This window comes from Rathayibacter sp. VKM Ac-2835 (assembly GCF_013266705.1).
Classification (GTDB): Bacteria; Actinomycetota; Actinomycetes; order Actinomycetales; family Microbacteriaceae; genus Rathayibacter.
The window spans coordinates 441,448-468,192 of sequence record NZ_JABSNQ010000004.1; the positions used below are offsets into that span (position 1 = coordinate 441,448).

Genomic DNA, 26,745 nt, shown 5'->3' on the forward strand with positions numbered 1-26,745 from the left:
GATCCTGCGGCTCGCACTGCGAATACCGACGATCCTGCGGATGTTCTCCCGTTCGAAACATGATCTTCGCACGATAGGGGCAGTCCACCGCGAAGGAGCAGTCATGCGCATCGGCATCCCCACCGAGATCAAGAACAACGAGAACCGCGTCGCCGCCACGCCCGCCGGCGTGCACGAGCTCGTGCGGCGCAGGCACGAGGTGCTGGTCGAGGCGGGCGCCGGGCTGGGCTCACGGGTCTCGGACGAGGACTTCGCTGCCGCCGGCGCCCGGATCGCCGCGGGGCCGGACGAGGTCTGGGGCGAGGCCGACCTGGTCCTCAAGGTCAAGGAGCCGATCGAGGCGGAGTACCCGCGGATGCGCTCCGGGCAGATCCTCTTCACCTACCTGCACCTCGCCGCCTCCCGCGCATGCACGGACGCGCTGCTCGCCGCCGGCACCACCGCGATCGCCTACGAGACGGTGCAGCTGCAGGATCGCCACCTGCCCCTCCTCTCGCCGATGAGCGAGGTCGCCGGGCGGCTCTCGATCACCGTCGGCGGCTACCACCTGATGCGCGCGGCCGGCGGGCGCGGCACCCTGCTCGGCGGGGTCCCTGGAACGCCGAAGGCGAAGGTCGTCGTCATCGGCGGCGGCGTGGCCGGGGAGCACGCGGCCGCGAACGCGCTCGGCATGGGCGCCGACGTCACCGTGGTGGACCTGTCGATCCCGCGGCTGCGCGAGCTCGAGGCGCGCTTCGACGGGCGAGTCCAGACCCGCGCCTCCTCGGCGTACGAGATCGCCGCGCAGGTGGCGGAGGCGGACCTGGTGATCGGGTCGGTGCTGATCCCCGGTGCGCGGGCGCCGAAGCTCGTCACGGACGAGATGGTGGCGACCATGAAGCCCGGATCGGTGCTCGTCGACATCGCGATCGACCAGGGCGGCTGCTTCGAGGGATCGCGGCCGACGACCCACGACGACCCGGTCTTCTCGGTGCACGACAGCGTCTACTACTGCGTCGCCAACATGCCCGGCGCGGTGCCCGAGACGTCGACGCGGGCGCTGACGAACGCGACGCTCCCCTACGTCGTCGCCCTGGCGGATCGCGGGTGGAAGGCGGCGCTCGCGGCGGATCCGGCGCTCGCGAAGGGGCTCAGCACGCACGACGGGCAGGTCGTGAACGCGGCGGTCGCCGAGGCGTTCGGGCTGCCGGCGGCGAGCCTCGAGGCGCTGCTGAGCTAGGCGGCCTGCAGGCCGAGGGTCGCGACGATCTGCGCGATCTCGTCCTCTGGCGCTGCGGCGAGATCGACGGTGACGTGCCGCTCGTCGTCGCCGAGCGGCTCGAGGGCCTCGAACTGCGAGTCGAGCAGGGCGGGCGGCATGAAGTGGCCGGTGCGCGCGCCGAGGCGGTCGGCGATGAGCTCGCGCGTGCCGGCGAGGTGCACGAAGGCGAGGTCGTCGCGACGGAGGACGTCGCGGTAGCGCCGGCGCAGGGCGGAGCAGGTGACGACGACGGGGTCGCCGGCGCTGACGAGGGTGTCGATGCGGGCGGAGATCGTCTCGAGCCAGGGGGCGCGGTCCTCGTCGGTGAGGGGGGTGCCCTCGGCCATCTTCGCGACGTTCGCGGCGGGGTGCAGGTCGTCGCCCTCGACGAACGTCCAGCCGAGGCGATCGGCGAGCAGCCGGGCGATCGTGGACTTGCCGCTGCCGGAGACGCCCATGACGACGAGGGCGCGGACGGGAGCGGCGGCGGGGGTGGCCGGTTCGATCATGGCTTCGATTATGTCGGACGAATAGCTGGCCGGGCGAGGCCCCCCGCCGGAATACTGAGGGCATGGACGGACCGCGCTCGCTGCACGAGGCGGTGCTCGACGAGCTGGGGGCGCAGATCGTGCAGGGGGCGCTCGCGCCGGGCAGCGTCTTCAGTGCCGACGAGCGGGCCGAGCGCCGCGGGGTGTCGCGCTCGGTGATGCGCGAGGCGGTGCGGGTGCTGGAGTCGCTCGGGCTGGTGGTGTCGCGGCGGCGGGCGGGCACGCGGGTGCAGCCTCCCGAGTGCTGGAACGCGCTGGATCCGCGGGTGATCGGCTGGAGCCTCGACGGACCGGACCGGCAGGCGCAGCTGCATCGGCTGAGCCAGCTGCGGCTCGGCGTGGAGCCGCTGGCCGCCCGGCTCGCGGCGGGGCAGGCGTCGAGCGAGCAGGCGGCCGCGCTCGTGGCGGCGGCGGGTGGGATGGCGGAGCACGCGCGGGCGGCGGACCGGGCGGCGTACCTCGCCTCCGACACGGCGTTCCACCGGACGCTGCTGGCCGCCTCGGGGAATCCGCTGCTCGCGCAGCTGGGCGATCTGGTCGCGGAGGTGCTCGCGGGGCGCACGCGGCATGCGCTGATGCCTCACGAGGCGGACTCGGAGGCGGTCCGGCTGCATCGGGCCGTAGCGGCAGCTGTGGTGGAGGGCGATGGCGGAGCGGCGGAGGCGGCGATGCGCGCGATCGTCGAGGAGGCGGACCGGGCGGTGCAGGCGGGGTGAGTGCGGGGGGCTGATGGTTGGCGGGGTGGGTCTCGATACGCCCTGCGGGCTACTCGACCAGCATGCAGGTCCGGTACTCCTGCGCGCTCGCCGCGCTGCGCCGAGCCATGCCGATCGAGTAGGCCGAGGAGCGGGCGTGGGGAGGGCGCGCTTCAGAGAGGGGGCGGCGCTGCATGCTGATCGAGTAGCCCTCGCAGAGGGCGTATCGAGATCCACTGGCGTCAGAACGGTGCGGGTATGTCGTCGAAGCGAGGCTTCGACGGCGGGTCCGGCGGGCGGCCCGGGAGCGGGGGTGGTCGGTTGCTGATCCGCCGGCCGGTCGGGCTCGTCCAGACGAGGGTCCCTCGGTGGTCGATCCTGTCGTAGCTCCACTGCTCTCCGTGCCGCAGGTGGTGGTGCGACGTGCACAGCATGACGAGGTTCTCGAGGGAGGTCTCGCCACCGTTGCGCCACTCGGCGGTGTGGTCCGCCTCGGCCGTCGAGGCGGGGCGGGTGCAGCCGGTGAAGCGGCAGGTCTGGTCCCGGAGCTGAAGGTGCAGGCGCATCCGTGCCGGTGGGAGGCGCTGGGTGCGTCCGACGGAGACGACAGCGCCGATGTCCGGGTCCGTGAGGACGCGAGTGAAGGAGGCGGCGGTCCGGATGAGCTCGCGGGCGACGTCCGCGGGGACCGGGCCGTAGCCGTCGAGGTCGGCGGGCGCGTCGTCGAGACCGACGGCGGTGGAGGCGGCGAGGGTGAGGCGGACCTCGGCGCGGACGCCGGGGACGAAGGTCGGGCCGGTGCTCGGCGTTCGGGGTGGTGCCGGCGATGTCGCCGTCGCAGAGGAGCTCGACGGCCGCGTCGGCGCTCAGCTGCTGCAGGGTGCGCGGATCGCCCTCGTCGCGGAGGGTGCGGGCGATGCGGCGCAGGCGGTCGTAGGCGCCGGAGACGGCGGGCGCGGGAGCAGAGAGGCAGAGCGTCGCCATGCCGTCCACGTCCGGGGTGACCCACACCCCGCGGTCCTCGCGGGCTCGGGCGTGCCGCTTCGCGAGGGGCTGCTCGTGCAGGTCCTCGCGCCAGCGGCCGAGGGCTCGGCGCAGCTGCGTCGTCGTCATCGTGAGGGCGGCGTCGGCGGCGCGCTCGTCGAGAGCGGCGCGGGAATCGGCGGGCAGGCTGCTCGCCGTCGCGCAGATCGCCTCGGCGGTCTCCCAGTAGATGCGGGCGCCCGCGAGCAGGGCACGTGTGAGGGGGAGGTGCTCGATCAGGAGCTGCGCCTGCTCGAGGAGGCGCGAGGCGTCCCGCTCGGACAGGAGCATCGCGGCGGCGAGCTTCTGCGGGGCGGCGGCACGGGTGCGAGCAGCGGCGCGGTCGAAGCAGGCCTGCACGTGGGCCAGTGCGTCGTCGTCCGCTCCGTGGTCTGTCATACGCGTATTGAAGCAGGGGCCACTGACACCGAGACCCGGAGCCGGAGTCAGGTGGGGAAGGAGGGAGGGGAATCGGGATGTGGAGGAGGCATCCGGCCGCGCATATGGCGATGGGGGTCTCGATACGCCCTTCGGGCTACTCGACCAGCACGCACGGGGAGCGACGTACGGTGGTGGGTCTCGATACGCCCTTCGGGCTCCTCGACCAGCATGGGTCGAGCTGCTCCATCGGCGTGGCTCGGGGGCTCGATCGGCAGGGGCGGTGGGCTGCGAATCGGGTGGGGCGGGTTGCTGCGGGGGCGGGTGGGGCGCACAGTGGAGGGATGGTCGAGGGATACTCCTCCGCGCAGGTGCGGGCCGCCGAGGCGCCGCATCTGGCGCGTCGAGAGCCGCTGATGCAGCGGGCCGCGGACGGGCTCGCGCGCGAGCTGCGGGCCGCGCTCGGCACGCGGAAGGACCGACGCGGTGCGGGCAGCGTGCTCGTGCTGGTCGGGCCGGGGAACAACGGCGGGGACGCGCTCTACGCGGCGGCCGAGATCTCCTCCTCCGGCAGCGACGTGTCGCTCGTGCTGACCGCCGACCGGGCGCACCAGCGCGGGCTCGCCGTCGCGCTCGACGACGGCTGCGGCCGCGTCGCCGCCGACGACCCGGCCGCCCTCGCGGCGGCGGTCGCCCGGGCGGACGTGATCGTGGACGGGATCCTCGGCATCGGCACGGCGCAGCCGGCGCTGCGCGGGCGGCCGCGCGAGGTGGTGGCGACCGTGATCGAGGCGCTCGGACGCCGCGAGGACGCGCCCGTCGTGGTCGCCGTGGATCTGCCGAGCGGGATCGGGCCGGACGACGGCGCCGTGCCGGACGAGACCGTCCTGCTCGCCGACGTGACGGTGACGTTCGGCGCGATCAAGGCGGGGCTGCTGCTCGAGCCGGCGCGCTCCTACGTCGGGCGGATCCGGCTCGTGGACATCGGGCTCGGGCCCGACCTCGCCGGGGTCGAGCCGATCGTCAGGACGTAGGCGAGCGGATCGGGCCGGCGCAGGTCAGGACTGCGCGCCGCGGGTGAGCAGATGCGCCCGCTCGGGGTGCTGGTCGAACCACTGCCCGACGTACCAGCACATCGGCACGATGCTGCGGCCGCTCGACGCCTCGATGTCGTCGACGGCGAAGGCGACCAGCTCGCCGGCCAGCCCCTGGCCGCGGTGCGGCGGCGAGGTGAAGGAGCGCACGAGCGAGACGCTCTCGGCGTTCTCGTGGTAGTCGAGGACGCCGACGAGTGCGCCGTCCTGATGCAGTTCGTAGCGGGACGCGTGATCCGCCCGGCGGAAGTCCTTGGCCATCTCCCCAGGGTAGGCCGCCTGCACGTCCGATGGTCGGACGGGTCAGGATCCGTCGCCGAGGAGCTCGCCGTCGACGTAGTACCAGCGGCCGTCCTCGCGGAGGAAGCGGCTGCGCTCGTGCACGAGACCCGGCCCCTCGGAGGAGCGGTAGGAGGCGCGGAACTCGACGAGCCCCTCCGCATCCGCCTCGCCGCCGAAGGAGGTGTCGACGATCTGCAGGCGCCGCCAGCGGACGTCGTCGTCGAGGTCGACGCGCTTCGGCCGGGTGGAGGGGTGCCAGCTGGAGAGCAGGTAGCCGGCGCTGCCGAGCACGTTCGCGCTGTAGCGGCTGCGCATCAGGCGCTCCGCGGTCGGCGACGGCGTCTCGCCGAGATGGGCGGGGCGGCAGCAGTCGGCGTAGTGGCGGCGGCTTCCGCACGGGCAGGCGTCGGCGGGGTGCATCCGGCCAGTCTCGCAGGGCTCGGGACCCGCCACTCGTCCGCTACTCCCCCGCTCCCGCCACCAGCGACACCGCGAGCAGATCGCCCGTCGGCCCGGCGCCGACGGCGTGCAGCGAGAACTCGACCAGGCCGTCCTCGCCCGTGGACGGGGTGATCGCGTAGTCGGCCTCGATCTTCACGTCGAGCGTTCGGACGGTGAGCGGCTCGCCCAGCGGGCGCCCGTCGATCCGGATCTCGTGCTCGCCGCCGCCGTCGCGGAGCCGGACCCGGAGCACCGCGGCCCGCTGCTCCGGGTCGACGAGGGTGTAGCCGAACCAGCCGTCCGGGCCCTCGGCGCTGCGCCAGTGCCGGCCGTCGGCGCCGCCGGCCCGGCTGCGGTGCCCGACGAAGGCGTGGTCCGACTCGGGCTGCTGCTCGCCCGCGGTGACGGAGTCGATCACCGCGGCGGAGGCGTCGGCCTCGCGGTCGAGCGCGGCCAGCTCGACCCGGCGCGCGGCGGCGTCGGAGCCGGTCGGCCAGTAGAGCGTGTACCGGCTGTCGTGCAGTCCCGCGAACGGCTCGAGGCGCACCGGGCCGGCGTCGGTGGTCAGCTCGGCGGTCAGGGTCGCGCGGTCGAGGAGGGCGACGGCGCCGACTCCCCCGGTCACCACCGGGGTCGCGGCGAGGTCGCGGAGCGGGCCCGCGGCGACGTGCGCCATCCGCCGGCCGTCGGCGATCAGGCCGTCGAGGTCGGCGCCGTCGGTCCGTGCCGCGAGCACGACGGGGCCGTAGGAGAACGCGGACCAGGCGGAGCCGTCGGGCAGCGGCTCGGCGCGGAACGCGAGCGAGAAGCCGACCCGGATCTCGTGCCGGCCGGGCGCCAGGACCGCGGTGCGGACGACGCCGTCGACGGCTGCGGTGTCCAGCGCGGCTCCGTCGACCGTCACCGTCATCGACTCCGCCCAGGCCGGCCGGCGGAGGAGCACGGCGCCGGGGCGCTCCAGATGCACCGTGATCGTCGCGTCGTCCGCGTGCGGGAACGCGGTGTCGATCCGCGCGCGCAGGCCGTGCTCCGGGGAGTCGAGGGTCGAGGGCAGGTAGAGGGCGATCAGCAGGTCGTCGCCGTCGTGCGCGTCGTCACCGGCTCGGACATCGTCACCGATGAGGGCGTAGATCAGCTCGCCGTAGCGGGCGTGGTTCTCCAGTCCCGTGCCGACGCAGCACCACATGCCCTCGTGAGGCGCCGAGTAGACCCGGTAGTGCGCAGGCCGGAGCGGGGTGAAGTAGACGAAGCCGCCGTCCGGGTGCTGCGAGGAGAGCAGGTGGTTGTACTGCGCGCGCTCGACGTAGTCGAGATAGCGCTCGTCGCCGCTCGCCTCGAAGAGGACGCCGCTCAGCTCGATCATGTTGGCGGTGTTGCAGGTCTCGGGGCCCTCGCGGTCGAGGATCATCGGGGTGAAGTCGCTCGACCGGTGGAAGTGCTCGCGCACGCTGTTGCCGCCGATCGCGACCGTGCGCTCGCGGGTGACCTGCTCCCAGAAGAAGCGCGCGGCCGGCAGCAGCTCGCCGCCCAGGCGCGCGTAGCCGACGGCCTTGGGGATCTGGGTGTTCGCGTGCAGTCCGTCGAGCACGTCGCGGTGCTCGAGCAGCGGGTCGAGGAGCGCGCGGTGCGAGAAGCGCGCGGCCTCGGCGCGGTAGGCGGCGGCCCGCTCGGGGTCGGCGGCGGCCACCTGCTCCGCCAGATCGGCGAACGCCTCGTTCATCCCGCCGAACTCGGCGTGCAGCATCGCCTCGAACGCCTCGTCGTCGAGACCGGCGGACACGCCGAGCCACCAGTCGGCGAAGCGCACCGCCATCGCGAGCGCCCGCTCCGAGCCGCCGGAGGACGCGGCGTCGAGCAGTCCCGAGAGCGTCTTGTGCAGGTTGTAGAGCGGCACCCAGCGGCCGTTGAGGGTGAACAGGTCCGCGTCGACCTCGCCCCGCGCGAGCTCCTCCCCCAGCGCCCGCCCGCCGGGGACGCCGCCGAGGTAGCCGGTGCCGACCGCGTCCTGGGCCCGCTCGAACCCGTCGAGGAGGGTCTCCATCCGCTCGCGCGCGGCCTGGTCGCCGGTCGCCGCGAGCATCAGCGCGCTGGCCGAGAGCGCGTGCCCGCCGACGTGCCCGTCGAGCCCGTCCGACTCCCAGTTGCCGTAGCCCTCCGCCGCGGGCAGACCGGCCTCGCGCAGGAACGGTGCGAGCAGGCGGTCGGGGTCGAGCGCGAGGAGGTAGCGCAGGCCCGTGGCCTGGGCGTCGGCGAAGGCGCTCGGCAGCAGACGGACGGAGCGCAGCGGGAAGCGGCGGACGGTGCGGGGCAACGGGAGACCTCTCAGCCCTTGACGGCGCCCGCGACGAGACCGCGGACGTAGTACTTCTGGATGGCGGCGTAGAGCAGCAGGCACGGGATCATCAGCAGCACCGCGCCGGCGATGACGTAGCCGAAGTCGGTCTGGCCGAAGGCGCCGGAGGAGATGTTCTGGATGGCGACCGGCAGCGTGAAGAGGTCCTGCCGGGTGAGGAAGGTCAGCGCGCCGAGGAAGTCGCTCCAGGCGCCGAGGAAGGCGAAGAGGAAGACCGTCGCGACGCCCGGGACGATCATCGGCCGCAGCACCGAGAGGAGGATGCGGAACGGGCCGGCCCCGTCGATCCGCGCGGCCTCGGTCACCTCGCGCGGGATCTGCGCGAAGGAGTTCCGCATCAGGAAGACCCCGAACGGCAGGTTGAAGGTGAGGTAGAAGAGGATGATGCCGAGGTGGGTGTCGGTGAGGCCGAGCGCGTTCATCTCGAGGAAGAGCGGGGTCAGCACCGCCTGGAACGGCACCATCATCGTCAGCAGGATCAGCCCGAACGCGATGTTCGAGCCGCGGAACGGGAAGAGCACCAGCGCGTAGGCGGCGAAGGTGGTCACGACCACGCTGAGCACGGCGGTGCCGAGGGCGATGATCAGCGAGTTGACGACGTAGGTGCCCGCGCCGATCGAGCCGAGCAGGCCGGTGTAGTTGTCGAGGGTCAGGTTCGAGAAGGACTGCTCGGCGGCGGGCGCGACGATCTGCGCGCCGGGCTGGAACGAGCGCAGGATCGACCAGGCGACCGGCGCGACGAACGCGATCGAGACCAGCGTGCCGAGCACGACGTAGAGCAGGGTGCGGAAGCGGGCGGCGGGAGTGCTGCGGCGGGTGGGCATCAGTCGTCCTTCATCACTCGGAACTGGAGCAGCGTCAGCGCGGCCGCGATGACGACCACCACGAACGACAGCGCAGTGGCGTAGCCGACCTGCAGATCGCCGAAGGCCTTGTTGTAGACGTAGAGCATCACGGTGAGGGTGCCGGTGCCCGGCCCGCCGCCCGTGATCACGTAGAACTGGGTGAAGGCGAGGATCGCGCCGACGAAGCCGAGCACGCTGAGCAGGCCGAGGTAGCGCTTCACCAGCGGGACCGTCACCAGGAACTCCTGCTTCCAGCGGCCGGCGCCGTCGATCGCCGCGGACTCGTAGAGCGCGTCGTCGATGCCCTGCATGCCCGACATCAGGACGATCATGGTGAAGCCGGAGCCGACGTAGGCGCCGAGGAGGACGATGAGGGTGGTCGCGCTCGTCGCGTCGAGCAGCCAGGCGGTGGGCGCGTCGGTGAGGCCGACGGCCATCAGCACCTGGTCGAGCGCGCCGCTGTCGGGGCGGAACTCGAGCAGGGCGACGAAGCTCAGCGAGGTGAGGCCGATCACGTACGGCACGAAGACGGCGGTGCGGATGATCCCCGCCCCGCGCCGGTTGGAGCGGACCAGCACGGCGAGCAGGTAGCCGACGACGATGCCCAGCAGCGTCGAGACGACGGCGAACCCGAGCGTGTAGAGCACGGAGGCCCAGAACGTGGTGTCCGAGAAGGCGGTCGCGTAGTTGTCGAACCCGACGAAGCCGACGGTGCCGACCAGCGGCCAGTCCGTCACCGAGATCACCACGGCGAAGAGCAGCGGCACGACCACGAACACGACGACGAGGACGAGGGCGGGCAGGATCATCAGGAGCCCGGTGCGGGCGTCCTTCTTCCCGAGGGCGACGCTCATGCCTGGTTCACCTCCAGGACGCGGGCCGTCTCCTCCTGGCCGCGATCGAGGACCGCGTCGAGGTCCTCGTCGCCGAAGACCGCGCCGCGGAACATCGCGAGCCACGGGGACTGCACGGTGTTGGTGAGCTGGGTGTACAGGGTGGTCGGGGCGGCGAAGCCCTCGTTCATCCGCTCCATCCCGGGGACCATCAGCGGGAACTCGTCGGCGAAGCCGGTCTCGAGCACGTCGTCGCGCACCGGGTACCAGCCGAGCGCGGCGAGCCCGGACTGCTGCTCCAGCTCGGTGACGAAGCGCATGAAGTCCCAGGCCGCCTCGGGGTTCCTCGCCCCGCGCGGAATGGAGAGCACCGCGCCGCCGGAGAACTGCGAGACGCCGCCGTCGGGGCCGGGGAACGCGCTGACGCCGAGGTCGCCGAGGAACTCGGTGGTCGCTCCGCCGACGATCAGGTCGTAGGAGCCGGGGAAGAGGCCGACAGTGCCGTCGAGGAAGTCCTTGCCCCAGGCCGTGCCGCTGTCGGCGGAGGCGCCCGGCTGGGCGAGGCCCTCCTGCTCGAAGGTCCGGTACAGCTCGAGGGTGCGCCGCAGCGGCTCGTTGCCCGCGACGGTCGCGCGCTGGCGGCCGACGACGCCGTCGTAGAACGGACTCTCGTCGGCCCAGAAGTGCGGCTGGATCACGTAGCCGAGGATGCCGGCGGAGTTGCCGGTGAAGGTCACCCCGGAGACGCCGTCGAGCCGCTGGAGCGCGCGGGCGTGGGTGAGGTACTCGTCGAAGTCGGTCGGGCCCTGCTCCGGGTCGAGGCCGGCCTCCTCGTAGAGGCGCTTGTTCCAGAAGAGCTGCGAGACGTTGGAGAGGGCGGGCAGGCCGTAGACCCTGCCGTCGTAGGAGGCGACGTCGAGCAGCGGCCGGTTCAGCCGGTCGGCGTAGGGCAGCGCCTCGATCAGCGGGGTGAGGTCGGTCAGCGCCTCGCGGGAGCTGAAGACCGGGGTGGTGACCGAGTCGGGAGCGACGACGTCGGGCACCGCGTTCGCGCGGATGGCCGTCGCGAGCTTGGTGACCATCTGCCCCTCGGGGAGCACGGTCAGCTCGACCTGGACCGCGCTCTGCGCCGCGTGGTACTTCTCGACGATCGCCTGGGCCGGCGTGAAGGCGACGCTGCGGCACCAGAAGCGGATCGTGCCGCTCGGGGCGGCGGCGAACGAGGGCGCCGAGACGTCGGCCTCGGGCAGCACGGCGGAGCAGCCGGTCAGGCCGAGCGCGGCCGCGAGGCCGGCGCCGCCGAGAGCGAGCGCGCGCCGGCGGGTCAGGTCGGGCAGGTGCGGGTCGAGCAGGCGGAGAGGAGAGTGCATCGTCGGTCCCTCGTCGGTGGTCGAGTGCGTGCGGTCGGGTGCGGGCGGCGGGTCAGGTGGAGTCGCGGACGATCAGCTGGCAGGGGTGCGCCTCGATCCCGGCGCGGGGGCGGCCGTCGATGGCCTCCAGCGCGCGGGCGCCGGCCGCCCGGCCGAGCTCCTCGAGATTCATGTCGACGGTGGTGAGGGCGGGGCGGGAGTTCATCGCCGCAGCGGCCCAGTTGTCGAAGCCGACGATCGCGACGTCGTGCGGGACGCTCACCCCGGCCTCGCGCAGGCCGTCGGCGACGCCGCGGGCGATCTCGTCGCTCCCGCAGAGCACCGCGTCGACAGGCTCGACCCGCTGGCGCAGCATCTGCGCGGCCTGGCGTCCCCAGGTCTCGGTCCAGTTGCCGTAGAGCGAGCGGTCGCCCACCAGGCGCAGGCCGAAGGAGGGCGCGTGCTCCTGGACCGCCTCGGCGCGGATCCGGGCGGAGTAGTCGAGCCGGGGGCCGGCGACGTAGGCGATGTCGCGGCGGCCGAGCGCGGCGACGTGCTCGAGGGCGAGCAGGACGCCCTGGGTCTGGTCGACGACGACCGACATGTCGGCCGGATCGTCGGAGGAGCCCATCACGTAGACGATCGGCACGCTGGTCGCCGGCAGCGCCGGGCGCGGACCGGTGAGGTTGGTCATCACGACGATCGCGTCGACGCCGCGGGCGGCGAGGATCTCGACGCAGTGCCGCTCCCGCACCCGGTCGCCGCGGGAGTTGCTCAGCAGCACCGACGCCTGCTCGGCGGGGAAGGCGTCCTCGAGTCCCCACATCACCGGGATGCTGAAGCGGCCGATGTCGTCGGAGGTGACCAGGCCGATGGTGAGCACCCGCTGCTGGGGCGCCGGCCCGCTCGCGGCGGCCGGCAGCGCGAAGCCGAGCTCGGCCGCGGCGGCGAGGATCCGGCCGCGGGTGTCACCGCTGAGCTGGCCGCGGTTGTTCAGCGCCTTCGAGACGGTGCCGACGGAGACGCCGGTCGCCGCGGCGACGTCGCTGAGGGTGACGCGGCGGGCGGGGAAGCTCATCGTGGTCGTCCTCTTCTCGTCGTCGAGAGCGCGGGATGCGGTGACGGCCACGGTAGCTTGCGGCAACTTTCCGCGTCAAGGCAAAGGTTGCCGCTCCGTGCGGCGGCGTGCGCGGAGGTGTGCATCCCCTCCATGTCCGCGGCGCCGGGTTGAGCCGGGGCCGCGATCTCGGCATCGTGGCTCCCTCATCGATCACGGACGGAAGGAACGACCCGATGCTCACGCTCACCGACAACGCCAGCACCGTCGTCAAGACCATCACCGGTCAGACCGAGACCCCCGTCGAGGGCGGACTCCGCATCAGCGGCGACGACCTCGACGCCCGCAACTTCGCCGTCGCCGTCGCGCCGGCCCCGGAGACCACCGATGCGGTCGTGGAGCAGGACGGGGCGCGGGTCTTCCTCGACGTCGCCGCCTCCGTGGCCCTCGGAGACAAGGTGCTCGACGCGCAGGTGGACGAGGGCGGCTCCGTCACCTTCGGCATCACGCCGCAGGGCTGACGCTCCACCGCTCGAACGACGGAGGCCGCCCTTCCGCTGCTGCGGGGAGGGCGGCCTCCGTCGTTCCGGCGGCCCAGGACAGGTCGTTCCGGGCGGCTCAGGACAGGACGTCGCGGGTGGTGAAGCGCGCGATCGCCAGCGAGCCGAAGACGGCGACGTAGGCGAGCTGCAGCAGCGCGTTCTCGCCGAACGAGCTCCAGGCGATCGGGTCGCGCAGCAGGTCGGCGAAGTCGAACCAGCGGTCGGTGAAGAGGAACGGGTGCAGGGCGTCGAGCTGCGAGAGCGAGCCGACGATCTGCGCCGCGATCGACACGACCACCGTCGCGGCCATCGCGCCGACCGGGACGTCGGTGAGCGTCGAGATGAACAGGCCGATCGCCGCCAGCCCGATCAGCGACAGCGCCGCGTACACGGCGATGGCGAGTGCGCGCCCGATCGCGTCGGCCAGCGGGACGGTGCTGCCGGAGAGCAGGGTGACCGGACCGGCCGGGAAGAGCGCCAGGCCGATCAGGATGCCGACGACCATCACGGTCAGCGCCGCGGCGAGGCAGAACGCGATCGCGGCGGCGAACTTGACCACGAGCAGCCGGATCCGGCCGACCGGGCTGACCAGCAGATAGCGCAGGGTGCCGAGCGACGCCTCCCCCGCGATCGCGTCCCCCGCGACGACGCCGACGGTCAGCGGCAGGAAGAGCGGGACGGCGACCGTGATCGCCGCGAAGCCGGTGAACAGGCCGTTGCCGGCGATCGCGCCGACGAAGGAGGGGCCGCCGCCGTCGCCGCCGGACAGCCGCACGGCGACCGCCAGCAGGATCGGGATGGCCGCGAGGGCCGCCAGCAGCGCCCACGTGCGCCGGCGGCGGAAGAGCAGGGCCAGCTCGGAGGCGAGCAGCGAGCCGATCCCGAGGCGGCGCGCCGGGCGGGCGGGGGCGGCGGGGGCGGCGGCGGCGGTCTCAGCGCTCGACATCGAAGCCCTCCCCGGTGAGCTGGACGAAGCGCTCCTCGAGCGAGGGGCGGCGGACGGAGAAGCCGCGAACGCGGACGCCCGCGGTGACGAGGGACGCGACCACGGACTCCGGGGCGGCGCTCGCGGGCATCGCCGCGACGACCAGCGGCGGATCGATCGGGTGCTCGGCGGGGACGAGCCGCGGCGCGAGCCCCAGCTCGACGAGGGCGCGCTGGGCGTCGACCACGTCGGGCGTGAGCAGCTCGAGCGAGGCCGCGTCGCCGCGGAGCTCGTCCAGGCCGCCCTGCGCGACGAGGCGGCCGGTGCGCATCACGGCGGCGTGGGTGCAGAGCTGCTCGATCTCGGCCAGCAGGTGGCTGGAGACGAGCACCGTCGTGCCGTCGGCGTTGAGGCTGCGCACGAGCGAGCGGACCTCGCGGGTGCCCTGCGGGTCGAGGCCGTTGGTCGGCTCGTCGAGGACGATCAGATCGCGCGGCGACAGCAGGGCGACGGCGATGCCGAGGCGCTGCTTCATCCCGAGCGAGTACGAGCCGACCTTCTTGCCGGCCGCAGCGGAGAGGCCGACGCGCGCGAGCGCCTCCTCCGCACGGCTGTCGCGGCTGCGCGAGGACGTGCCCGCCTCGGCGGCGTCGAAGCGGCGGAGGTTGGCGCGGCCGGAGAGGAACGGGTAGAAGCCCGGCCCCTCGACGAGCGCGCCCACGCGCGGCAGCACCTCGGCGGCGCTGCGCGGCATGGCGGAGCCCAGGACGGTGATGCTCCCCTCGGTCGGCGCGGCGAGAGCGAGCAGCATCCGGATGGTCGTGGTCTTGCCCGAGCCGTTGGGCCCGAGGAAGCCGAAGACGGCGCCGCGCGGGACGGCGAGGTCGAGACCCGACACCGCCTCCTGGCGCCCGAAGCGCTTGGTGAGGCCCCGGGTCTCGACCGCGAGCTCGCCGGTCGTCACCGACCGGCGGCCGCGGTGAGCGCGTCGACCGGGACGGCGCCTGCGAGGACGCGACCGTCGTCGGTGAAGAGGACCGTGAACAGGGCGGAGGAGAGCACGCGGCCGCCGTCGACGGCCGTGGTCACGGCGTCGAGCTGGGCGAGCGACTCGGAATCACCGGCGGGCAGCTCGACGATCGAGCCCCAGCCGGTGCCGGTGGTGGTGACGCCGGAGTCGCCCTCGGGCGCGGCCGGGACGCCGGCGGCGTCGGTGGGCGCGGTCGCCTCCTCGTGGACCGGGGCCTGCTTCTCGGTGACCTCGGCGCCGGCAGGCGGGGTGAAGGAGAACATCGAGGCGTCGGGCGCCGAGACGTCGATGCTCGTGTAGGCGACGCTGAAGGCGGGCGCGGTGCCGCCGACCGCCGTGACGGCCACGCCGAGGGGCAGGCCGGTCTCGCCGTCGATCGAGACGGTGACCGAGCCGACGAGGGTGCTGCCGCCCCGCGGGGTGAGCACGAGCTCGTACGCGTCGCGGCCGGCGACGCGCACGTCGGAGCCGACGGCGACGGTGGTCGTCGGGTCGATCGCGGCGAGCAGCTGCTCCGCGATCGAGGAGGGCGTGGGGACCTCGCCGGCCGGCGCGTCGGGCCGGGGGGCCTCGGCGCCGTCGCCGGTGGGCGGGAGCAGGTGGGTGACGGCGTTCTCGGCGGAATCGTAGATCCAGACGCCGTCGGTCCTCGTGGCGACGACGTCGCGCTCGGCGAGGCGGTCGAGCACCTGGAGGCGCGCGCCCTGCTCGGCGTCGACGTAGACGCGGGCCTGGTGCGAGCCGGTCGCGAGCTCCATCAGCGCGCTGGTGGCCGAGGCGTCGTCCGCGCCCTGCGCACCGGAGCCGGTGCCGCCGAGAGCGGAGAGGTCGGGCAGGCCGAGGGCCGAGGTCTGCTGGACCTCGCCGGAGAAGGCGGTGGTGTCGCTCTCGGCGACGAAGGCGAGGAGATCGGTGGCGGACTTCTCCGGGAGGTCGCCGGCCGCGTTCGCGGACAGGGGCAGGGTGACGGCCGCGGCGACGACGACCAGGGGGACGACCGCAGCGGGGACCCAGCGCTTCCAAGAGGTGCTCATAGTGCTCGACGCTACGCCTCGAAACGCGGAGCCGCCTCCGAGTCGGGCGCCGTCACGGCGGACCGTCAGGCGATGCGGTCGGCCGACACGACGACGTTGTCGACGTAGTGCCCGTAGGAGTCGTCGAACACTCCCCCGCAGGTGATCAGCCGCAGCTGCGCCGTCGGGCTGGGACCGTAGACGTCCTCGGTCGGGAAGTCCTCCTTGGGCACCGAGACGGAGCCGGTGACCGAGAAGGTGCGGGTGCTGCCGTCCGAGAGGATCACGTCGACGGTGTCGCCGGGCACGAGGGCCGTGAGGTCGAGGAAGACGCCCGGGCCGATGCGCGAGTCGACGTGCCCCGCGATGACCGAGGGGCCGATGTCGCCGGGGACGACGCCGTCGCGGTACCAGCCCGCCTCGTCCACCTGCACGGGCGGCTGGATCCAGCCGGTCTCGTCGCGGGTGAGCGATTCGAGCGAGGAGTCGACGCCGATCGCGGGGATGACGACGCGCACCGGGGTGACCGCGGAGCGGGCGGGTGCCGCCGCGGCGACCGGGTTCTGCAGCGCGCCCGCGTCGCCCGGCGACGGGGTGGCCGGTGCGGTGGCGGCGGGCGCGGCCGAGGCCGTGGTCGTCGCAGCGGGTGCGGCGTCCTGCCCCGCGGCGGAGCAGCCGGCCAGGAGCAGGAGCGCCGCGAGGGCCGCCCCCGCCCCGGCGAGGCGGCGCATCAGCTCGCTCGGCCGGTGCCGACCGAGGAGCGGCGCGCGATCAGGGCGAGGGCGCCGGCGACCGCCGCGAAGACGCCGAGGACCGACAGGACGCCGAGGAGTCCGTCGACCAGCGGCGCGGCGGTCGCGGAGTCGGCGGAGGCGACGTGCACGGCGGTGGCGCCGCCTCCGGTCTGGATGCCGCCCGTGGGCAGGTCGCCGATCGCTGCCGAGTCGAGCACGGGCGAGACGACGAGGCCGTTCGAGGCGTCGTCGAGGACGAAGAGCGAGGCGACGGAGCCGGGCGCGAGGTCGAGGTCGGCCGTCGCGGTCACGGCACCGGCCGAGAGGTCGAGGCTCCAGGGGCCGGCGGGGACGCTGGTGTAGCCGGTGGCGGTGCCCTGCGCGGCTCCGGTCGCGAGCAGCGTGCCGGTCGTGGTGGCCACGTCCACCTGGCTGGCGGTGGTCGACGCCTGGACGACGCGGACGCGCGCCTGGCCGTCCGCGGGCGGGGTGAGGTCGTCGGTGAAGACGGTGGTGCGCAGGACGGCGTTGCGGCCGAGGGCGGCGACCGTCAGCGGGGTGCCGGCCGAGACGTCGACGGACTGCTCGATGACCGGGGCGGTGCCCTCGGGCGCATCGGAGGGAACCATCGCGACGACGTAGGTGCCGGGCTGCAGCGTCCAGTAGGGCGAGACCGCGCCGTAGGCCACGTCGTCCAGCTCGAAGGCCGCGCCGCCGCCGCCGAGGGCGGTCAGGGTCACGTCGACCGACTTGGTGTCGGGCGAGAGGTGCGCGACCCGCACCCAACCGGTCGCCGGCGGCGCCTCGGCCGCCGAGGCGGGCGCGGCGCCGAGAGCGGCGAGCGCGGACACCGCGGCGAGGGCGAGCGCGGCGCGCGCGAGACGGAGGGGGCGGATCGGGTTCATGGCGGGTCCTTCGGGTGGGGGCGTGCTACTGAGCGCCCGGGAGCAGCCCGGTCGGCTCATCGAGGTCGAGGGTGACGAGGAGACCCTCGGGGGTCGACTCGACGGACGTCGGGACGAAGTCGCCCGACTGGCTGCCGAGCCACGTGGTGGCGCTCTGGAGGGCGGCGACGTCGGCGGGGAGCGACGCGCCGTTGTAGCCGGACAGGATCATCCGGTGGCGGACGCCGTCGACCTCGTTCGCGCCGACGGGGAAGTCGACGACGGAGAGAGGAGTGAAGGCGAGCTGCTGGCCCAGCAGGAGCAGGAGGCGCGAGTCGACGCGACCCTCCTCGAGCAGGGTGCGGGCCGCGTCGGTCGTGGTCAGCGCGGGGTTGGCCGCGAGCTGGCCACCGGCCGAGGCGCGGGCGGCGGTGAGCACGGTGGCCGCGGCGGCGGCCTGGTCGGTGCCCTGGTCGAGGACCCGGCGCACCTCCACGGCGGTGTCGCCGCTGCCGAAGCTCGCGACGGTCTCGGAGTTGTCGAGCGCCGTCCCGGTCTCGCCGGTCGCGGTCGCCCGCAGGCTCGGCGTGGCGAGGATGTAGTCGGCCGCGCGCCAGGCGGAGTCGGGCGCCGCCGCGCTGAGCGTCGACTCCGAGACGACGGTGTCGCCGGGGAAGCCGGCGTCCGTCACGTCGCCGACGAGGTCGTCCTGCACGAGGAGCACCGAGGCGGGGTCGATCGTCTCGGCGACCCAGGAGACGGCGGCCTCGGTGGTGCCGGGAGCGGCGGCCGCGACGGGGCCCGCCCCGTCGCCGCCGTCTCCGCCGCCGTTCGTGATCAGCGGGACGGCGACGAGCGCGCCGCCGATCAGCAGCACGGCGGCGCCGATGCCGGCGCCGATCAGCACGGCCTTGCGGCGGGAGCGCGGGCGGCCCTCGTCGTCGGCCGGGTCGGCGGCGACGGGGGTGCCGTTCCACTGGTGGGCGGTCGCGGGCACCGGGGGCGCGAGGAAGCCGGGCGCGTCCTCGGTGTCGGTGTCGTCGATATCGGCGCGGTCGCCGCGGCCGGGGAACGGGGCCGGAGCGAGGAACCGCTCGTCGAAGAGGTCGCGGGCGGGGTCCGCGGTGCGGTGCTGCGGCTCGGCGTGCTGCTCGGGCTCGGCGACGCGGTCGGGCCCGGCGAGGTGCTCGGGCTCCGGGTCGTGCGGGGGCTCCGGGTGGCGCTCCTCCTCGGCGGGCGCGGACCGGCGCGCGGGGTCGGGCAGGAGCAGGCCGAAGGCTCCGCGGGGGCGGCCCTGCACCGGGACGAAGGACGCGGCGTTCGGGTGCGGGAACTCGAGGTGCTCGGTGTCGAGCTCGCAGATCTCGCTGATGACGGGCGCCGGCGCGGGGCCGGTGGCGCCGGTCGGGGCCAGGGCGAAGCCCCGGAGGAGCGCGGCGTCGACGATCGGCGCCGGCGGGGTGACAGCGACGGGGGGCGGTGGCTGGACCGCGGACGGCGCGGAGGTCGGCGGCTCGAAGAACAGGGCGTCGACGGGCTGCGGCTCGGCGGGCGGGGCCGCGGTCTCGGACTCCTCGGGCTCTGACTCCGCGGGCCCGCTCTCCTCGGGCTCGCTCTCCTCGGAGGGGAGCTCGACCGGCTGCTCGGCGAGGGGCGGGGCGACGACGGGCGGGGCCGGCCGCACCGGCGGCGCGGGGGGTGCGGGCGGACCGTCGAAGAACTGCGCGTCCACGGGCTGCGGCTCGAAGCGCGACGGCGTGGCCGACGGCGTGGCCTCGGCGGCCTGCGGCTCCTCGACCTCCTCCGACGGCGCGAAGTCGCGCGGGAGGTCGATCATCGGCGACGGCGCGGCGGGAGCCGGGGCGGGCGGCGGCGGGCTGCGGAACGCACTGTGCGATCCCCCGCCGCGCGGGGGGCGGGAGAGGTCGGGCACGAAGGAGGCGACCCCCGGATGGGGGAATTCGAGAGCATCCGCGTCGAGCTCGCAGTACTCGCCGATCGCGGGCGCGGGCACGTCGAAGACGCGCCCGGCATCCGCGTGCGCCGGAGGGGCGTGCTGCCCGAGGAGGGCGTCCCGGCGGGGAGCCTCCTCGTCGCGCGCCGGAGCCGGCAGGTACTCGGTCACGTCGGGTTCGACTCCGTACGGGGGTTCCCCTTCCCCGGGAGAGTCGCTGCGCCGCGAGCGCGAGAACAGCTGCCGGGCGGCCGAGACGGCGGTGCGCGCCATCAGCGGCGGCTCCGTCCGGCGTCGTTCCGACATTCGAGGGTCACAGCTCCTCTTCGGAGCGGACGCGCCGATCGGTCTGGTCTGGCGCGCGTTCCGGAGTGCTGTCCCCACATGCTCATGAGGCGCAGTCTTCCGTATCCGCTGGCGCGAAAGGTACCGGAGGTGGCGCTTGTGATCTGTTCGTCACGCGGTCGAGCCTGGGGAGGAGCCTCTCTGAGAGGGGTGCGCCGGGCCGGCCGCGGCGAGGATGATCGCAGGATGGACCTCCCGTTCCCCCTCCCCCTCGCCCCGATGCTCGCCAAGGCGGTCGCCGCCGTGCCCGCCCAGGACGCGGTGGCCGGCGGCTACTCCTACGAGCCGAAGTGGGACGGCTTCCGCGCGATCGTCTCCGTCTCCGGCGGGGAGTGCGAGATCGGCAGCCGCGGCTCCAAGCCGCTCACGCGCTACTTCCCCGAGCTGGTCGAGGCGTTCCTCCGGCTGCTCCCCGACGGCTGCGTCCTCGACGGCGAGATCGTGCTGGCGACCGGGCCGGCGGGCGCGCAGCGGTTGGACTGGGAGCTGCTCTCGCAGCGGATCCACCCGGCGGCCAGCCGCGTCGCGACGCTCGCGGCCGAGACTCCGGCGATGCTCGTCGCCTTCGACCTGCTCGCCGTGGACGGCCGGAGCCTGCTCGACGAGCCGTACTCGGCGCGGCGGGAGGCGCTCGCCGCGATGCTGGACGGCGTCGCTGCGCCCGTGCACCTCGGTCGGACCACCGCCGACGAGGCGCTCGCCCGCGACTGGCTGGAGCGGTTCGAGGGCGCGGGGCTCGACGGCGTGATCGCCAAGCCGCTCGCGGCGCCCTACGCGCCGGGCAAGCGGACCATGCTGAAGGTCAAGCACCACCGGACGGCCGATGTGATCGCGATCGGCTACCGGGAGCACACGTCCAAGCCCGGCCTCGGCTCGCTGCTGCTCGGCCTCCGCGACGCCGACGGGACGCTGCGGCAGGTGGGCGGCGCCTCGGCCTTCACCGACGCGCGGCGGGTCGAGCTGATCGACGAGCTCGCCGACGTCGTCGAGCGCGATGCGGACGGCGAGGCGGTGCGCGGCGACGGCGAGCGCAGCCGCTTCTCCGGGAGCCGCGACACCTCGTTCGTCCGGCTGCGACCCGAGCGGGTGCTCGAGGTGCGCTACGACCAGATGGAGGGGTCGAGGTTCCGGCACACGGTGCAGTTCGAGCGCTGGCGGCCGGACCGCGACGCGGACTCCTGCACCTTCGAGCAGCTGGAGACGCCGACCGCGTACGACCTGGGCGACGTGCTCGGCTGAGGCCTCCCGGCTACTCCTCCGACTCCTCCGCCGCCGGCTTCTTCGCGCGGCTGGGCTGCACGCGGGGCGGCTCCCCCGGCATCTTCGGGAAGTCGGGCGGGAACGGCAGCTCACCCAGGCCCGCGGAGAGGTCGCGCTCCCACCAGCCGAGCAGCACGTCGAGCCGGCCGGGCGCGTCGTGCATCCGGGCCCACGGGTCGCCGGTCGTGCTCAGGCGCTCGGGGACGGTGCGGATCGTGAAGGCGGTCGGATCGACGCCGTCCAGCTCCTCCCACTCCAGCGGGCACGAGACGGGCGCGTGCGCCAGCGGACGCGGGCTGTAGGCGCCGGCCATCGTGCGGTCGCGGTTGGCCTGGTTGAAGTCGACGAAGATCCGCTCGCCGCGCTCCTCCTTCCACCACGCCGTCGTGACCTGCTCCGGCATCCGCCGCTCGAGCTCGCGGGCGGCGGCGATGACGGCGTGCCGCACGTCGAGGAACTCGTGCTCGGCGACGATCGGCGCGAACACGTGCAGCCCGCGATTGCCCGAGGTCTTCACGAACGACTCCAGGCCCGCCTCGCGGAGCACCTCGCGGAGCGCGTGCGCCGCGACGACCGCGTCGGCGACGTCGGTGCCCGGCTGCGGGTCGAGGTCGATGCGGAGCTGGTCCGGACGGTCGCTGTCCTCGGCGCGCGACGCCCACGGGTGGAAGACGAGGGTGTTCATCTGCGCGGCCCAGACGGCGACGGCGGGCTCGTCGATCACGAGCTGCGGGTGCACGCGGCCGCTCGGATAGGTGACGGGGACGGAGCGGACGTACTCCGGAGCGCCCTTGGGCGGGTTCTTGGAGAAGAACTGGTCGCCGTCGATGCCGGAGGAGAAGCGCTGCAGCGAGATCGGCCGGTCGCCGTTCGCGGCGACGAACGCCTCGCCGACCGCGATCAGGTACTCCGCCACCTCGCGCTTGGTGATGCCGGGCTCCGGGAACAGCACGCGGCCCGGGCTGGAGAGGCGCACCTCCCGGTCGCCGTGCGGTCCGGGGACGGTGAGGACGACGGCGTCGCTGCTGGGCATGTCAGCGAGGCTAGCTGGCGCCGCCGCCGGGCGACAGGGGCCCGCCGGGGCGGCGGCGCAGGCGGATCGGGCCCTTCGCGCGGGACGGATCGACGATCTGCCCGCCCTGGACGATGTCGATCTCGCCGCGGTCGACGAGGCGGCGGGCGGCGCGGCGGACCGGCTCCATCAGCGGCCGCCACTCCTCTCCCCCGACGCGGCGGGCGACCTCGGACGGGCAGGCGGTGGAGGACGCGGCGCGCGCGAGGAGGACGGTGCGGATCTCCTCCTCGAGGCGCTGCTCCTCGGGGCCGACGCCGCGGCGGCGGCAGGCGTCGGAGCAGTAGCGGACGTTCTCCCAGTCGCGCGCCCACTTGGCGCGCCACTCGATCTCACGGCCGCAGGAGGCGCAGGTCTTGTTCTCGGGGCGGGTGCTCGACTCGCGGGGGCGGTGGGCCATGCTCACGAGTCTGCGCGCTGCGGGACGGGGGTGCCACGGGTTGCGCGGGGAGCGGACGCGGAGGCCGTGTGGCGGCGGGGGGGGGGGGGCACGGTGGGGGTGGTCCGATCTGCAGGTGATCCGAGGGAGGCAGCACCCCCGTGCGCGGGTGGGAGGGCTCTCGCCGTCGCGTCGCCTGCAGATCGGACGGACGGTGCGGGCCTCGGGGAGGCGGAGGCGGGAGTGTCATACTCCGCAATGAGGCGAGCGGCCCCTGCCCGGTGCGACAGGCTGGAGGGGCTGCGCTGCGGCGCGAGGGCGGGCCCGTTCCGCGCCGCCACCCCGATCGATCTGGAGTCTCCGATGAGCCGTGAGAACCTCGCCACCACGTCCGAGTCCACGCCCGCGGGCGACCCGCGGCCGCACGCGGCCTTCGCCGGGCTCTCGCCCGCGGACTTCAAGCTCGCGTTCCGCAACCACGCCGCGGGGGTCGCGCTGATCACGGCCGATCCGGGGACCGGACCGGTCGCGCTCACCGCGACCTCGGTCTTCTCGGTGAGCGCGGAGCCGCCGCTGTTCGTCTTCTCGCTGTCGTCGGCCTCGTCCAGCTCGCCGGCCATCCAGGCGTCGGAGACCCTCGTCGTGCACCTGCTCGGAGCCGAGCAGCTCGACCTCGCCCGCCTCGGCTCGACCAGCGGCATCGACCGCTTCGCCGACACCTCGATCTGGTCGCGGCTGCCGACCGGCGAGCCGTACTTCCCCGGCGCGTCCGCGTGGATCCGCGGCACCGTCATCAACCGCATGGAGGCCGGCTCGTCGACCATCGTCGCCGTGCACGCCCTCGAGGCGCACGTCCCCGACGACTCCGACGCCACCGCGCCGCTGGTGTACCACAACCGCACGTGGCACCACCTCGGCGAGCACTCCCGCCTGGGCTGACACCCGGGTCGGCCGGCCCACTCCTCAGAAGTTGCGGTAGTCGAGCGCGACTACCGCAACTCTGGCGGAGTCGCCGACGGCCGCGGGTACTCAGAAGTCGTCGTACTCGAGTGCCCGCGACGACACGTTCTGCGGAGCGGGTCGGACTGCGCGGCAGATCCCGGTCGGGTGCGACGCATCGTCAGCGGAGGAGGCCCGTCAGCCGCGATGAGCGACGAGCGGGGCTCTCGGCTGATGTCCTGGTCGCGGCTAGGTCTCGAGACGCGCTGCGCGCTGCTCGACCAGCATGGGGCGGCCGGATCCTTCACCAGCAGGGGCGGCCGCGGCCTTCTGCACGCGCGACGCCCGATGCCGTCGCCGATGCTTGAGAAGTTCATGATGATCGAGAAGCGCGCGCGGCGCGCGTATCGAGATCCACTGTCTGCTCGTCGCGGTGTCGACGTGCTGACGGGTGTCGGCCCTCCCCCGGAGGGTGGGTCTCGATACGCACTGCGCGCTCCTCGACCAGCAGGAAGAGGGCTAGGCGTCTGCGCCGGTGGCGACCGGGCGGGCGGGGGTGTTCGACCACTGGGACCAGGAGCCGGGGTAGAGGGCGGGGGCGAAGCCGGCGAGGGTGAGGGCGACGGCGTCGGCGGCGGCGGTCACTCCGGAGCCGCAGTAGACGCCGACGGGGGCGTCCGAGCGGACGCCGATCGACTCGAAGCGCGTGCGCAGGGCGGCGCCGTCGAGGAAGCGGCCGTCGGCGTCGACGTTCTCCGTCGCGGGGGCGTTCCGGGCGCCGGGGATGTGGCCGGCGCGGGGGTCGATCGGCTCGACGTCGCCGCGGTAGCGCTCGGGGGCGCGGGCGTCGAGCAGCACGCCGGTGGACGGCAGCGCGGCGGCCTCGTCGATGTCGAGCACCGGCAGGGCGCCGTAGGCCAGCTCGACGTCGCCCGCGACCGGCGTCACGGGGCCGGCCTCGAGGGCACGACCCGAGCCGGTCCAGGCGCGCAGCGAGCCGTCGAGCAGGCGCACGTCGGCGACTCCGGCGGCGCGCAGCAGCCACCAGGCGCGCGCGGAGGAGAGGTTCTTCAGGTCGTCGTAGCCCACGACGGCCTGCCCCTGGCGCAGTCCCCAGCCGCGCGCCGCCTCCTGCAGCGCCTCGATCGGGGGCAGCGGGTGGCGGCCGTCCTCGGGGGCGGCGTGCGCGGCGAGCTCGTGGTCGAGGTCGACGTACACGGCACCGGGGATGTGGCCCTCCGAGTACGCGGGGCGGCCGTCGGGCCGGTCGAGGCGCCAGCGCACGTCGAGGACGAGCGGGGGCTCGGGCGACGCGAGCGCCGCCTCCAGCTCGTCGGGGGTGACGAGCACGTCGGAGCGGAGGGTGGTGGTCATGTCGGTCCTCTCGAGGGGTGCGCTCACAGCGCGGTACCGGGATTCAGGATGCCCTGCGGATCGAAGACCCGCTGCACCGCGCGCTGCAGGGCGACGACGTCGGGGCCGAGCTCGCGGCGGGCCCAGTCGCGCTTGAGGGCGCCGACGCCGTGCTCGCCGCTGACGGTGCCGCCGAGCTCGAGGGCGAGGGCGAAGACGGCCTCGGCCGCGGCGTCGGCCTGGCGGCGGGACTGCTCGGAGTCGTCGCGCAAGCGGATGATCGGGTGCAGATTGCCGTCACCCGCGTGCGCGAAGACGTAGACGTCGGCGCCGGTGTCCGCGGCGATCGCGTGCACGCGGCGGATCGCCTCGGCGAGACGGGAGCGGGGCACGGCGATGTCCTCGATCAGCACGCGGCCGCGGGCCTCGATCGCGGGCAGGGCGTCGCGGCGGGCGCTCGCGAGGGCGAGCCCCTCGGCCGGGTCGAGGGTGGTCTCGACGCTGAGCGCGGTGGCGGCGAGCACCGCGCGCACCTCGGCGATCTCCTCGGCGGCGCCGAAGCCGTCGGTCTGCACCAGGAGGAAGGCGCCGCCGCGGCCGGCCAGGCTGGAGCCGCGCAGGGCGTCGATGGCTTCGAGCGTGCGGTCGTCGACCAGCTCGAGGACGCTCGGGCGCAGTCCGGCACGGGCGAGGGCGACGGCGGCCTCGGCGCCCGCGGCCACGTCGGCGAAGAACGCGGCGGCGGTCGCGGTCGCCCGCGGCCGGGGCAGCAGGCGGAGGGTCGCGCCGACCACCACGCCGAGACTGCCCTCGGAGCCGACGACGAGGGCGGTGAGGTCGAGGCCGACGACGCCCTTCACAGTGTCGCGGCCGAGGTGGACGAGCGAGCCGTCGGCCAGGACGACGTCGAGGGCGAGGACGGCGTCGCGCGTGACTCCGTACTTCGCGCCGCGCAGGCCGCCGGCGTTGGTGGCGATGGTGCCGCCGATCGTCGCGATCTCGACGCTGCCGGGGTCCGGGGCGTAGAGGAGGCCGTGCACGGCAGCGGCGCGGTCGAGGTCGGCGGTGATGACGCCCGGCTCGACCCGGGCGACGCCGTCGACGGGGTCGATCTCGAGGATGCGGTCCAGGCCCGAGACGTCGAGGACGAGGTCGCCCTCCCCCGCGCTGGCGCCGCCGGCGAGTCCGGAGGCGGCGCCGCGGATGACGACGGGGATGCCGTGGGCGGAGGCGTGCCGGAGCGCGGCGCGGACGTCGTCGACCGAGCGGGCGCGCACGACGCCGAGCGGGGTGCCGCCGGGCGACCAGCCGGAGCGGTCGGCGGTGGGGAGGTCGGCGGTGATCTCGACGGGGGTGGCGTCGGTGGGGTCGAGGGCGGGGGCGAGCGCGCTCACTCCGCGAGCCGCTCGATGACGGGCGCGGCGACGGCCGACGCCTTCACCCGCTCGAGGAACAGGATCACCGTCGCCGCGGCCGAGCGGTGCGTCGCGTCGTTCAGCGCGTCGTGGCGGCCGTCGGCGAGCACGTGGATCTCGGCCCGTGGGGCGGTGCGGTAGACGGCGACCGCCTCCGCGAGCGGGCTGATCGCGTCGGCCGCGCCGTGCAGCGCGAGCAGCGGGACGGTGACGGCACTGGCGGCGACGGCGAGCAGCTCGGGCGGCAGGGCGGCGGCGCGCGCGGCGGAGTCGGTCTCGCGCTCGAGGACGCCGGCGTGGTTCGGGCAGGCGGTCCGCTCGCCGATCCCCCCGCCGCTCTCGGCGCGCACGGGCAGTCCGGCGAGGACGACGGCGTCGACGGGCTCCGTCGCGGCGAGCTCGAGGGCGACCGCCGCGCCGGCGTCGGAGCCGACGAGGACGAGCGGCGCGATGGTCGAGGGGTCGCGGAGGAGGGCGAGCGCGGCGTCCCGGACGCCGGCGGCCGTCGCGTCGCCGAGGGCGCGGACGCGGTACGCGTCGCGGGCGATGCGGGCGCCGAAGCGCTCGTAGACGGCGGGGGTCTCGCCGCGGCCGCCGAGGACGACCAGGGTGCCGCGCGGAGCGATGCCCTCGGGCTCGTCGAAGGCACGGGCGGCGCGCGCGGCGGTGGGCGGGTGGGTGAGGGTCATGGGAGGGACTCCTTGTTCGGGCGGGCGAGAGGGTGGGTGTTCGGAGGGAGGTGGGTCTCGATACGCCCCTGCG

General features: G+C 74.5%; 26 protein-coding genes. 6 read left to right on the forward strand and 20 right to left on the reverse strand.

All coding sequences use genetic code 11. The features are described 5' to 3' along the window. The first annotated feature begins 103 nt into the window (after positions 1–103). The gene (gene ald / locus HRK28_RS18560; protein WP_173252628.1) at positions 104–1,219 is read left to right on the forward strand and encodes an alanine dehydrogenase; all 1,116 of its coding nucleotides are present in this window, start codon (positions 104–106) and stop codon (positions 1,217–1,219) included. On the opposite strand, the gene HRK28_RS18565 is transcribed toward ald, so the two are convergent. Then, positions 1,216–1,749 carry a gluconokinase gene (locus HRK28_RS18565; protein WP_173252629.1) on the reverse strand — a complete coding sequence of 178 codons (534 nt, stop codon included), beginning with the start codon at positions 1,747–1,749 and terminating at the stop codon, positions 1,216–1,218. The two genes, ald and HRK28_RS18565, sit on opposite strands and share 4 nt — an antisense overlap. 62 nt (positions 1,750–1,811) lie before the next feature. Between HRK28_RS18565 and HRK28_RS18570 the strand changes: the two genes are divergently transcribed. Further along, complete coding sequence (locus HRK28_RS18570; RefSeq protein WP_160090067.1) at positions 1,812–2,504, forward strand: FadR/GntR family transcriptional regulator; 693 nt, start codon at positions 1,812–1,814, stop codon at positions 2,502–2,504. Between the two features lie 221 nt (positions 2,505–2,725). Here the strand turns inward: HRK28_RS18570 and HRK28_RS18575 are convergent, their stop codons facing one another. Further along, positions 2,726–3,049, reverse strand: a complete 324-nt coding sequence (locus HRK28_RS18575) for an HNH endonuclease signature motif containing protein (protein WP_173252630.1) — start codon at positions 3,047–3,049, stop codon at positions 2,726–2,728. 1,179 nt (positions 3,050–4,228) lie between these two features. Between HRK28_RS18575 and HRK28_RS18585 the strand changes: the two genes are divergently transcribed. Beyond that, a complete protein-coding gene (locus HRK28_RS18585) occupies positions 4,229–4,918 on the forward strand; it encodes an NAD(P)H-hydrate epimerase (protein ID WP_173252631.1) in 690 nt (229 codons plus the stop codon). Positions 4,919–4,942: 24 nt separating this feature from the next. Here HRK28_RS18585 and HRK28_RS18590 read toward each other — a convergent pair whose 3' ends face one another. Genes HRK28_RS18590 through HRK28_RS18620 form a run of 7 tightly spaced genes read right to left on the reverse strand, consistent with a single transcriptional unit; the run spans position 4,943 to position 12,210 of the window. Next, positions 4,943–5,239 carry a GNAT family N-acetyltransferase gene (locus HRK28_RS18590; RefSeq protein ID WP_160090073.1) on the reverse strand — a complete coding sequence of 99 codons (297 nt, stop codon included), beginning with the start codon at positions 5,237–5,239 and terminating at the stop codon, positions 4,943–4,945. Between the two features lie 42 nt (positions 5,240–5,281). Continuing rightward, complete coding sequence (locus HRK28_RS18595; protein ID WP_173252632.1) at positions 5,282–5,680, reverse strand: YchJ family protein; 399 nt, start codon at positions 5,678–5,680, stop codon at positions 5,282–5,284. Between the two features lie 40 nt (positions 5,681–5,720). Continuing rightward, on the reverse strand, positions 5,721–8,012 hold the full coding sequence (locus HRK28_RS18600; protein ID WP_173252633.1) for a beta-L-arabinofuranosidase domain-containing protein: 2,292 nt from the start codon (positions 8,010–8,012) through the stop codon (positions 5,721–5,723). An 11-nt stretch (positions 8,013–8,023) separates the two neighbouring features. Continuing rightward, positions 8,024–8,878, reverse strand: coding sequence for a carbohydrate ABC transporter permease (locus HRK28_RS18605; RefSeq protein WP_160090079.1), 855 nt, complete (start codon positions 8,876–8,878; stop codon positions 8,024–8,026). Next, complete coding sequence (locus HRK28_RS18610; RefSeq protein ID WP_123706545.1) at positions 8,878–9,753, reverse strand: carbohydrate ABC transporter permease; 876 nt, start codon at positions 9,751–9,753, stop codon at positions 8,878–8,880. Before HRK28_RS18610 ends, HRK28_RS18605 begins: the two co-directional genes overlap by 1 nt. Then, positions 9,750–11,102 carry an ABC transporter substrate-binding protein gene (locus tag HRK28_RS18615; RefSeq protein WP_173252634.1) on the reverse strand — a complete coding sequence of 451 codons (1,353 nt, stop codon included), beginning with the start codon at positions 11,100–11,102 and terminating at the stop codon, positions 9,750–9,752. The genes HRK28_RS18610 and HRK28_RS18615 overlap by 4 nt, the downstream gene beginning before the upstream one ends. 52 nt (positions 11,103–11,154) lie before the next feature. After that, positions 11,155–12,210, reverse strand: a complete 1,056-nt coding sequence (locus tag HRK28_RS18620) for a LacI family DNA-binding transcriptional regulator (RefSeq protein WP_173252635.1) — start codon at positions 12,208–12,210, stop codon at positions 11,155–11,157. A 164-nt stretch (positions 12,211–12,374) separates the two neighbouring features. Between HRK28_RS18620 and HRK28_RS18625 the strand changes: the two genes are divergently transcribed. Further along, positions 12,375–12,659, forward strand: a complete 285-nt coding sequence (locus tag HRK28_RS18625; RefSeq protein ID WP_123446096.1) for a hypothetical protein — start codon at positions 12,375–12,377, stop codon at positions 12,657–12,659. 97 nt (positions 12,660–12,756) lie between these two features. On the opposite strand, the gene HRK28_RS18630 is transcribed toward HRK28_RS18625, so the two are convergent. From HRK28_RS18630 to HRK28_RS18655, 6 genes are all read right to left on the reverse strand, one after another. Next, positions 12,757–13,626, reverse strand: coding sequence for an ABC transporter permease (locus tag HRK28_RS18630; protein ID WP_173252636.1), 870 nt, complete (start codon positions 13,624–13,626; stop codon positions 12,757–12,759). Then, entirely contained in the window at positions 13,613–14,569 is a 957-nt protein-coding gene (locus HRK28_RS18635; protein WP_160090089.1) for an ABC transporter ATP-binding protein, read from the reverse strand. Before HRK28_RS18635 ends, HRK28_RS18630 begins: the two co-directional genes overlap by 14 nt. Next, positions 14,566–15,669 (reverse strand): DUF2092 domain-containing protein, encoded by a 1,104-nt coding sequence (locus HRK28_RS18640; protein ID WP_160090091.1) that lies wholly within the window; start codon positions 15,667–15,669, stop codon positions 14,566–14,568. The genes HRK28_RS18635 and HRK28_RS18640 overlap by 4 nt, the downstream gene beginning before the upstream one ends. 65 nt (positions 15,670–15,734) lie before the next feature. Further along, positions 15,735–16,379: a class F sortase gene (locus HRK28_RS18645; protein WP_173252637.1), complete on the reverse strand. Its 645-nt coding sequence runs from the start codon at positions 16,377–16,379 to the stop codon at positions 15,735–15,737. Continuing rightward, entirely contained in the window at positions 16,379–17,287 is a 909-nt protein-coding gene (locus HRK28_RS18650) for a DUF4397 domain-containing protein (protein ID WP_160090093.1), read from the reverse strand. The genes HRK28_RS18645 and HRK28_RS18650 overlap by 1 nt, the downstream gene beginning before the upstream one ends. A 25-nt stretch (positions 17,288–17,312) precedes the next feature. Continuing rightward, positions 17,313–19,391, reverse strand: a complete 2,079-nt coding sequence (locus tag HRK28_RS18655) for a hypothetical protein (RefSeq protein ID WP_173252638.1) — start codon at positions 19,389–19,391, stop codon at positions 17,313–17,315. A 360-nt stretch (positions 19,392–19,751) separates the two neighbouring features. Here HRK28_RS18655 and HRK28_RS18660 point away from each other — a divergent pair, with 360 nt between their 5' ends. Continuing rightward, on the forward strand, positions 19,752–20,804 hold the full coding sequence (locus HRK28_RS18660; RefSeq protein ID WP_173252639.1) for an ATP-dependent DNA ligase: 1,053 nt from the start codon (positions 19,752–19,754) through the stop codon (positions 20,802–20,804). Positions 20,805–20,814: 10 nt separating this feature from the next. On the opposite strand, the gene ligD is transcribed toward HRK28_RS18660, so the two are convergent. Beyond that, the gene (gene ligD, locus HRK28_RS18665) at positions 20,815–21,858 is read right to left on the reverse strand and encodes a non-homologous end-joining DNA ligase (protein WP_173252640.1); all 1,044 of its coding nucleotides are present in this window, start codon (positions 21,856–21,858) and stop codon (positions 20,815–20,817) included. Between the two features lie 10 nt (positions 21,859–21,868). Further along, positions 21,869–22,297 carry a DUF2256 and DUF3253 domain-containing protein gene (locus HRK28_RS18670; protein WP_160090099.1) on the reverse strand — a complete coding sequence of 143 codons (429 nt, stop codon included), beginning with the start codon at positions 22,295–22,297 and terminating at the stop codon, positions 21,869–21,871. Between the two features lie 342 nt (positions 22,298–22,639). On the opposite strand from HRK28_RS18670, the gene HRK28_RS18675 reads away from it, so the two are divergent. Beyond that, positions 22,640–23,215 (forward strand): flavin reductase family protein, encoded by a 576-nt coding sequence (locus tag HRK28_RS18675; protein ID WP_160090101.1) that lies wholly within the window; start codon positions 22,640–22,642, stop codon positions 23,213–23,215. 519 nt (positions 23,216–23,734) lie between these two features. Here the strand turns inward: HRK28_RS18675 and HRK28_RS18680 are convergent. The 3 genes from HRK28_RS18680 to HRK28_RS20340 are packed head-to-tail and all read right to left on the reverse strand — an operon-like array spanning position 23,735 to position 26,672. Continuing rightward, complete coding sequence (locus HRK28_RS18680; RefSeq protein ID WP_173252641.1) at positions 23,735–24,589, reverse strand: sulfurtransferase; 855 nt, start codon at positions 24,587–24,589, stop codon at positions 23,735–23,737. A gap of 23 nt (positions 24,590–24,612) precedes the next feature. Continuing rightward, positions 24,613–25,962 carry an FAD-linked oxidase C-terminal domain-containing protein gene (locus HRK28_RS20920; protein ID WP_173252642.1) on the reverse strand — a complete coding sequence of 450 codons (1,350 nt, stop codon included), beginning with the start codon at positions 25,960–25,962 and terminating at the stop codon, positions 24,613–24,615. Next, entirely contained in the window at positions 25,959–26,672 is a 714-nt protein-coding gene (locus HRK28_RS20340; RefSeq protein ID WP_173252643.1) for an alpha/beta hydrolase, read from the reverse strand. The genes HRK28_RS20920 and HRK28_RS20340 overlap by 4 nt, the downstream gene beginning before the upstream one ends. Positions 26,673–26,745 lie beyond the last annotated feature (73 nt).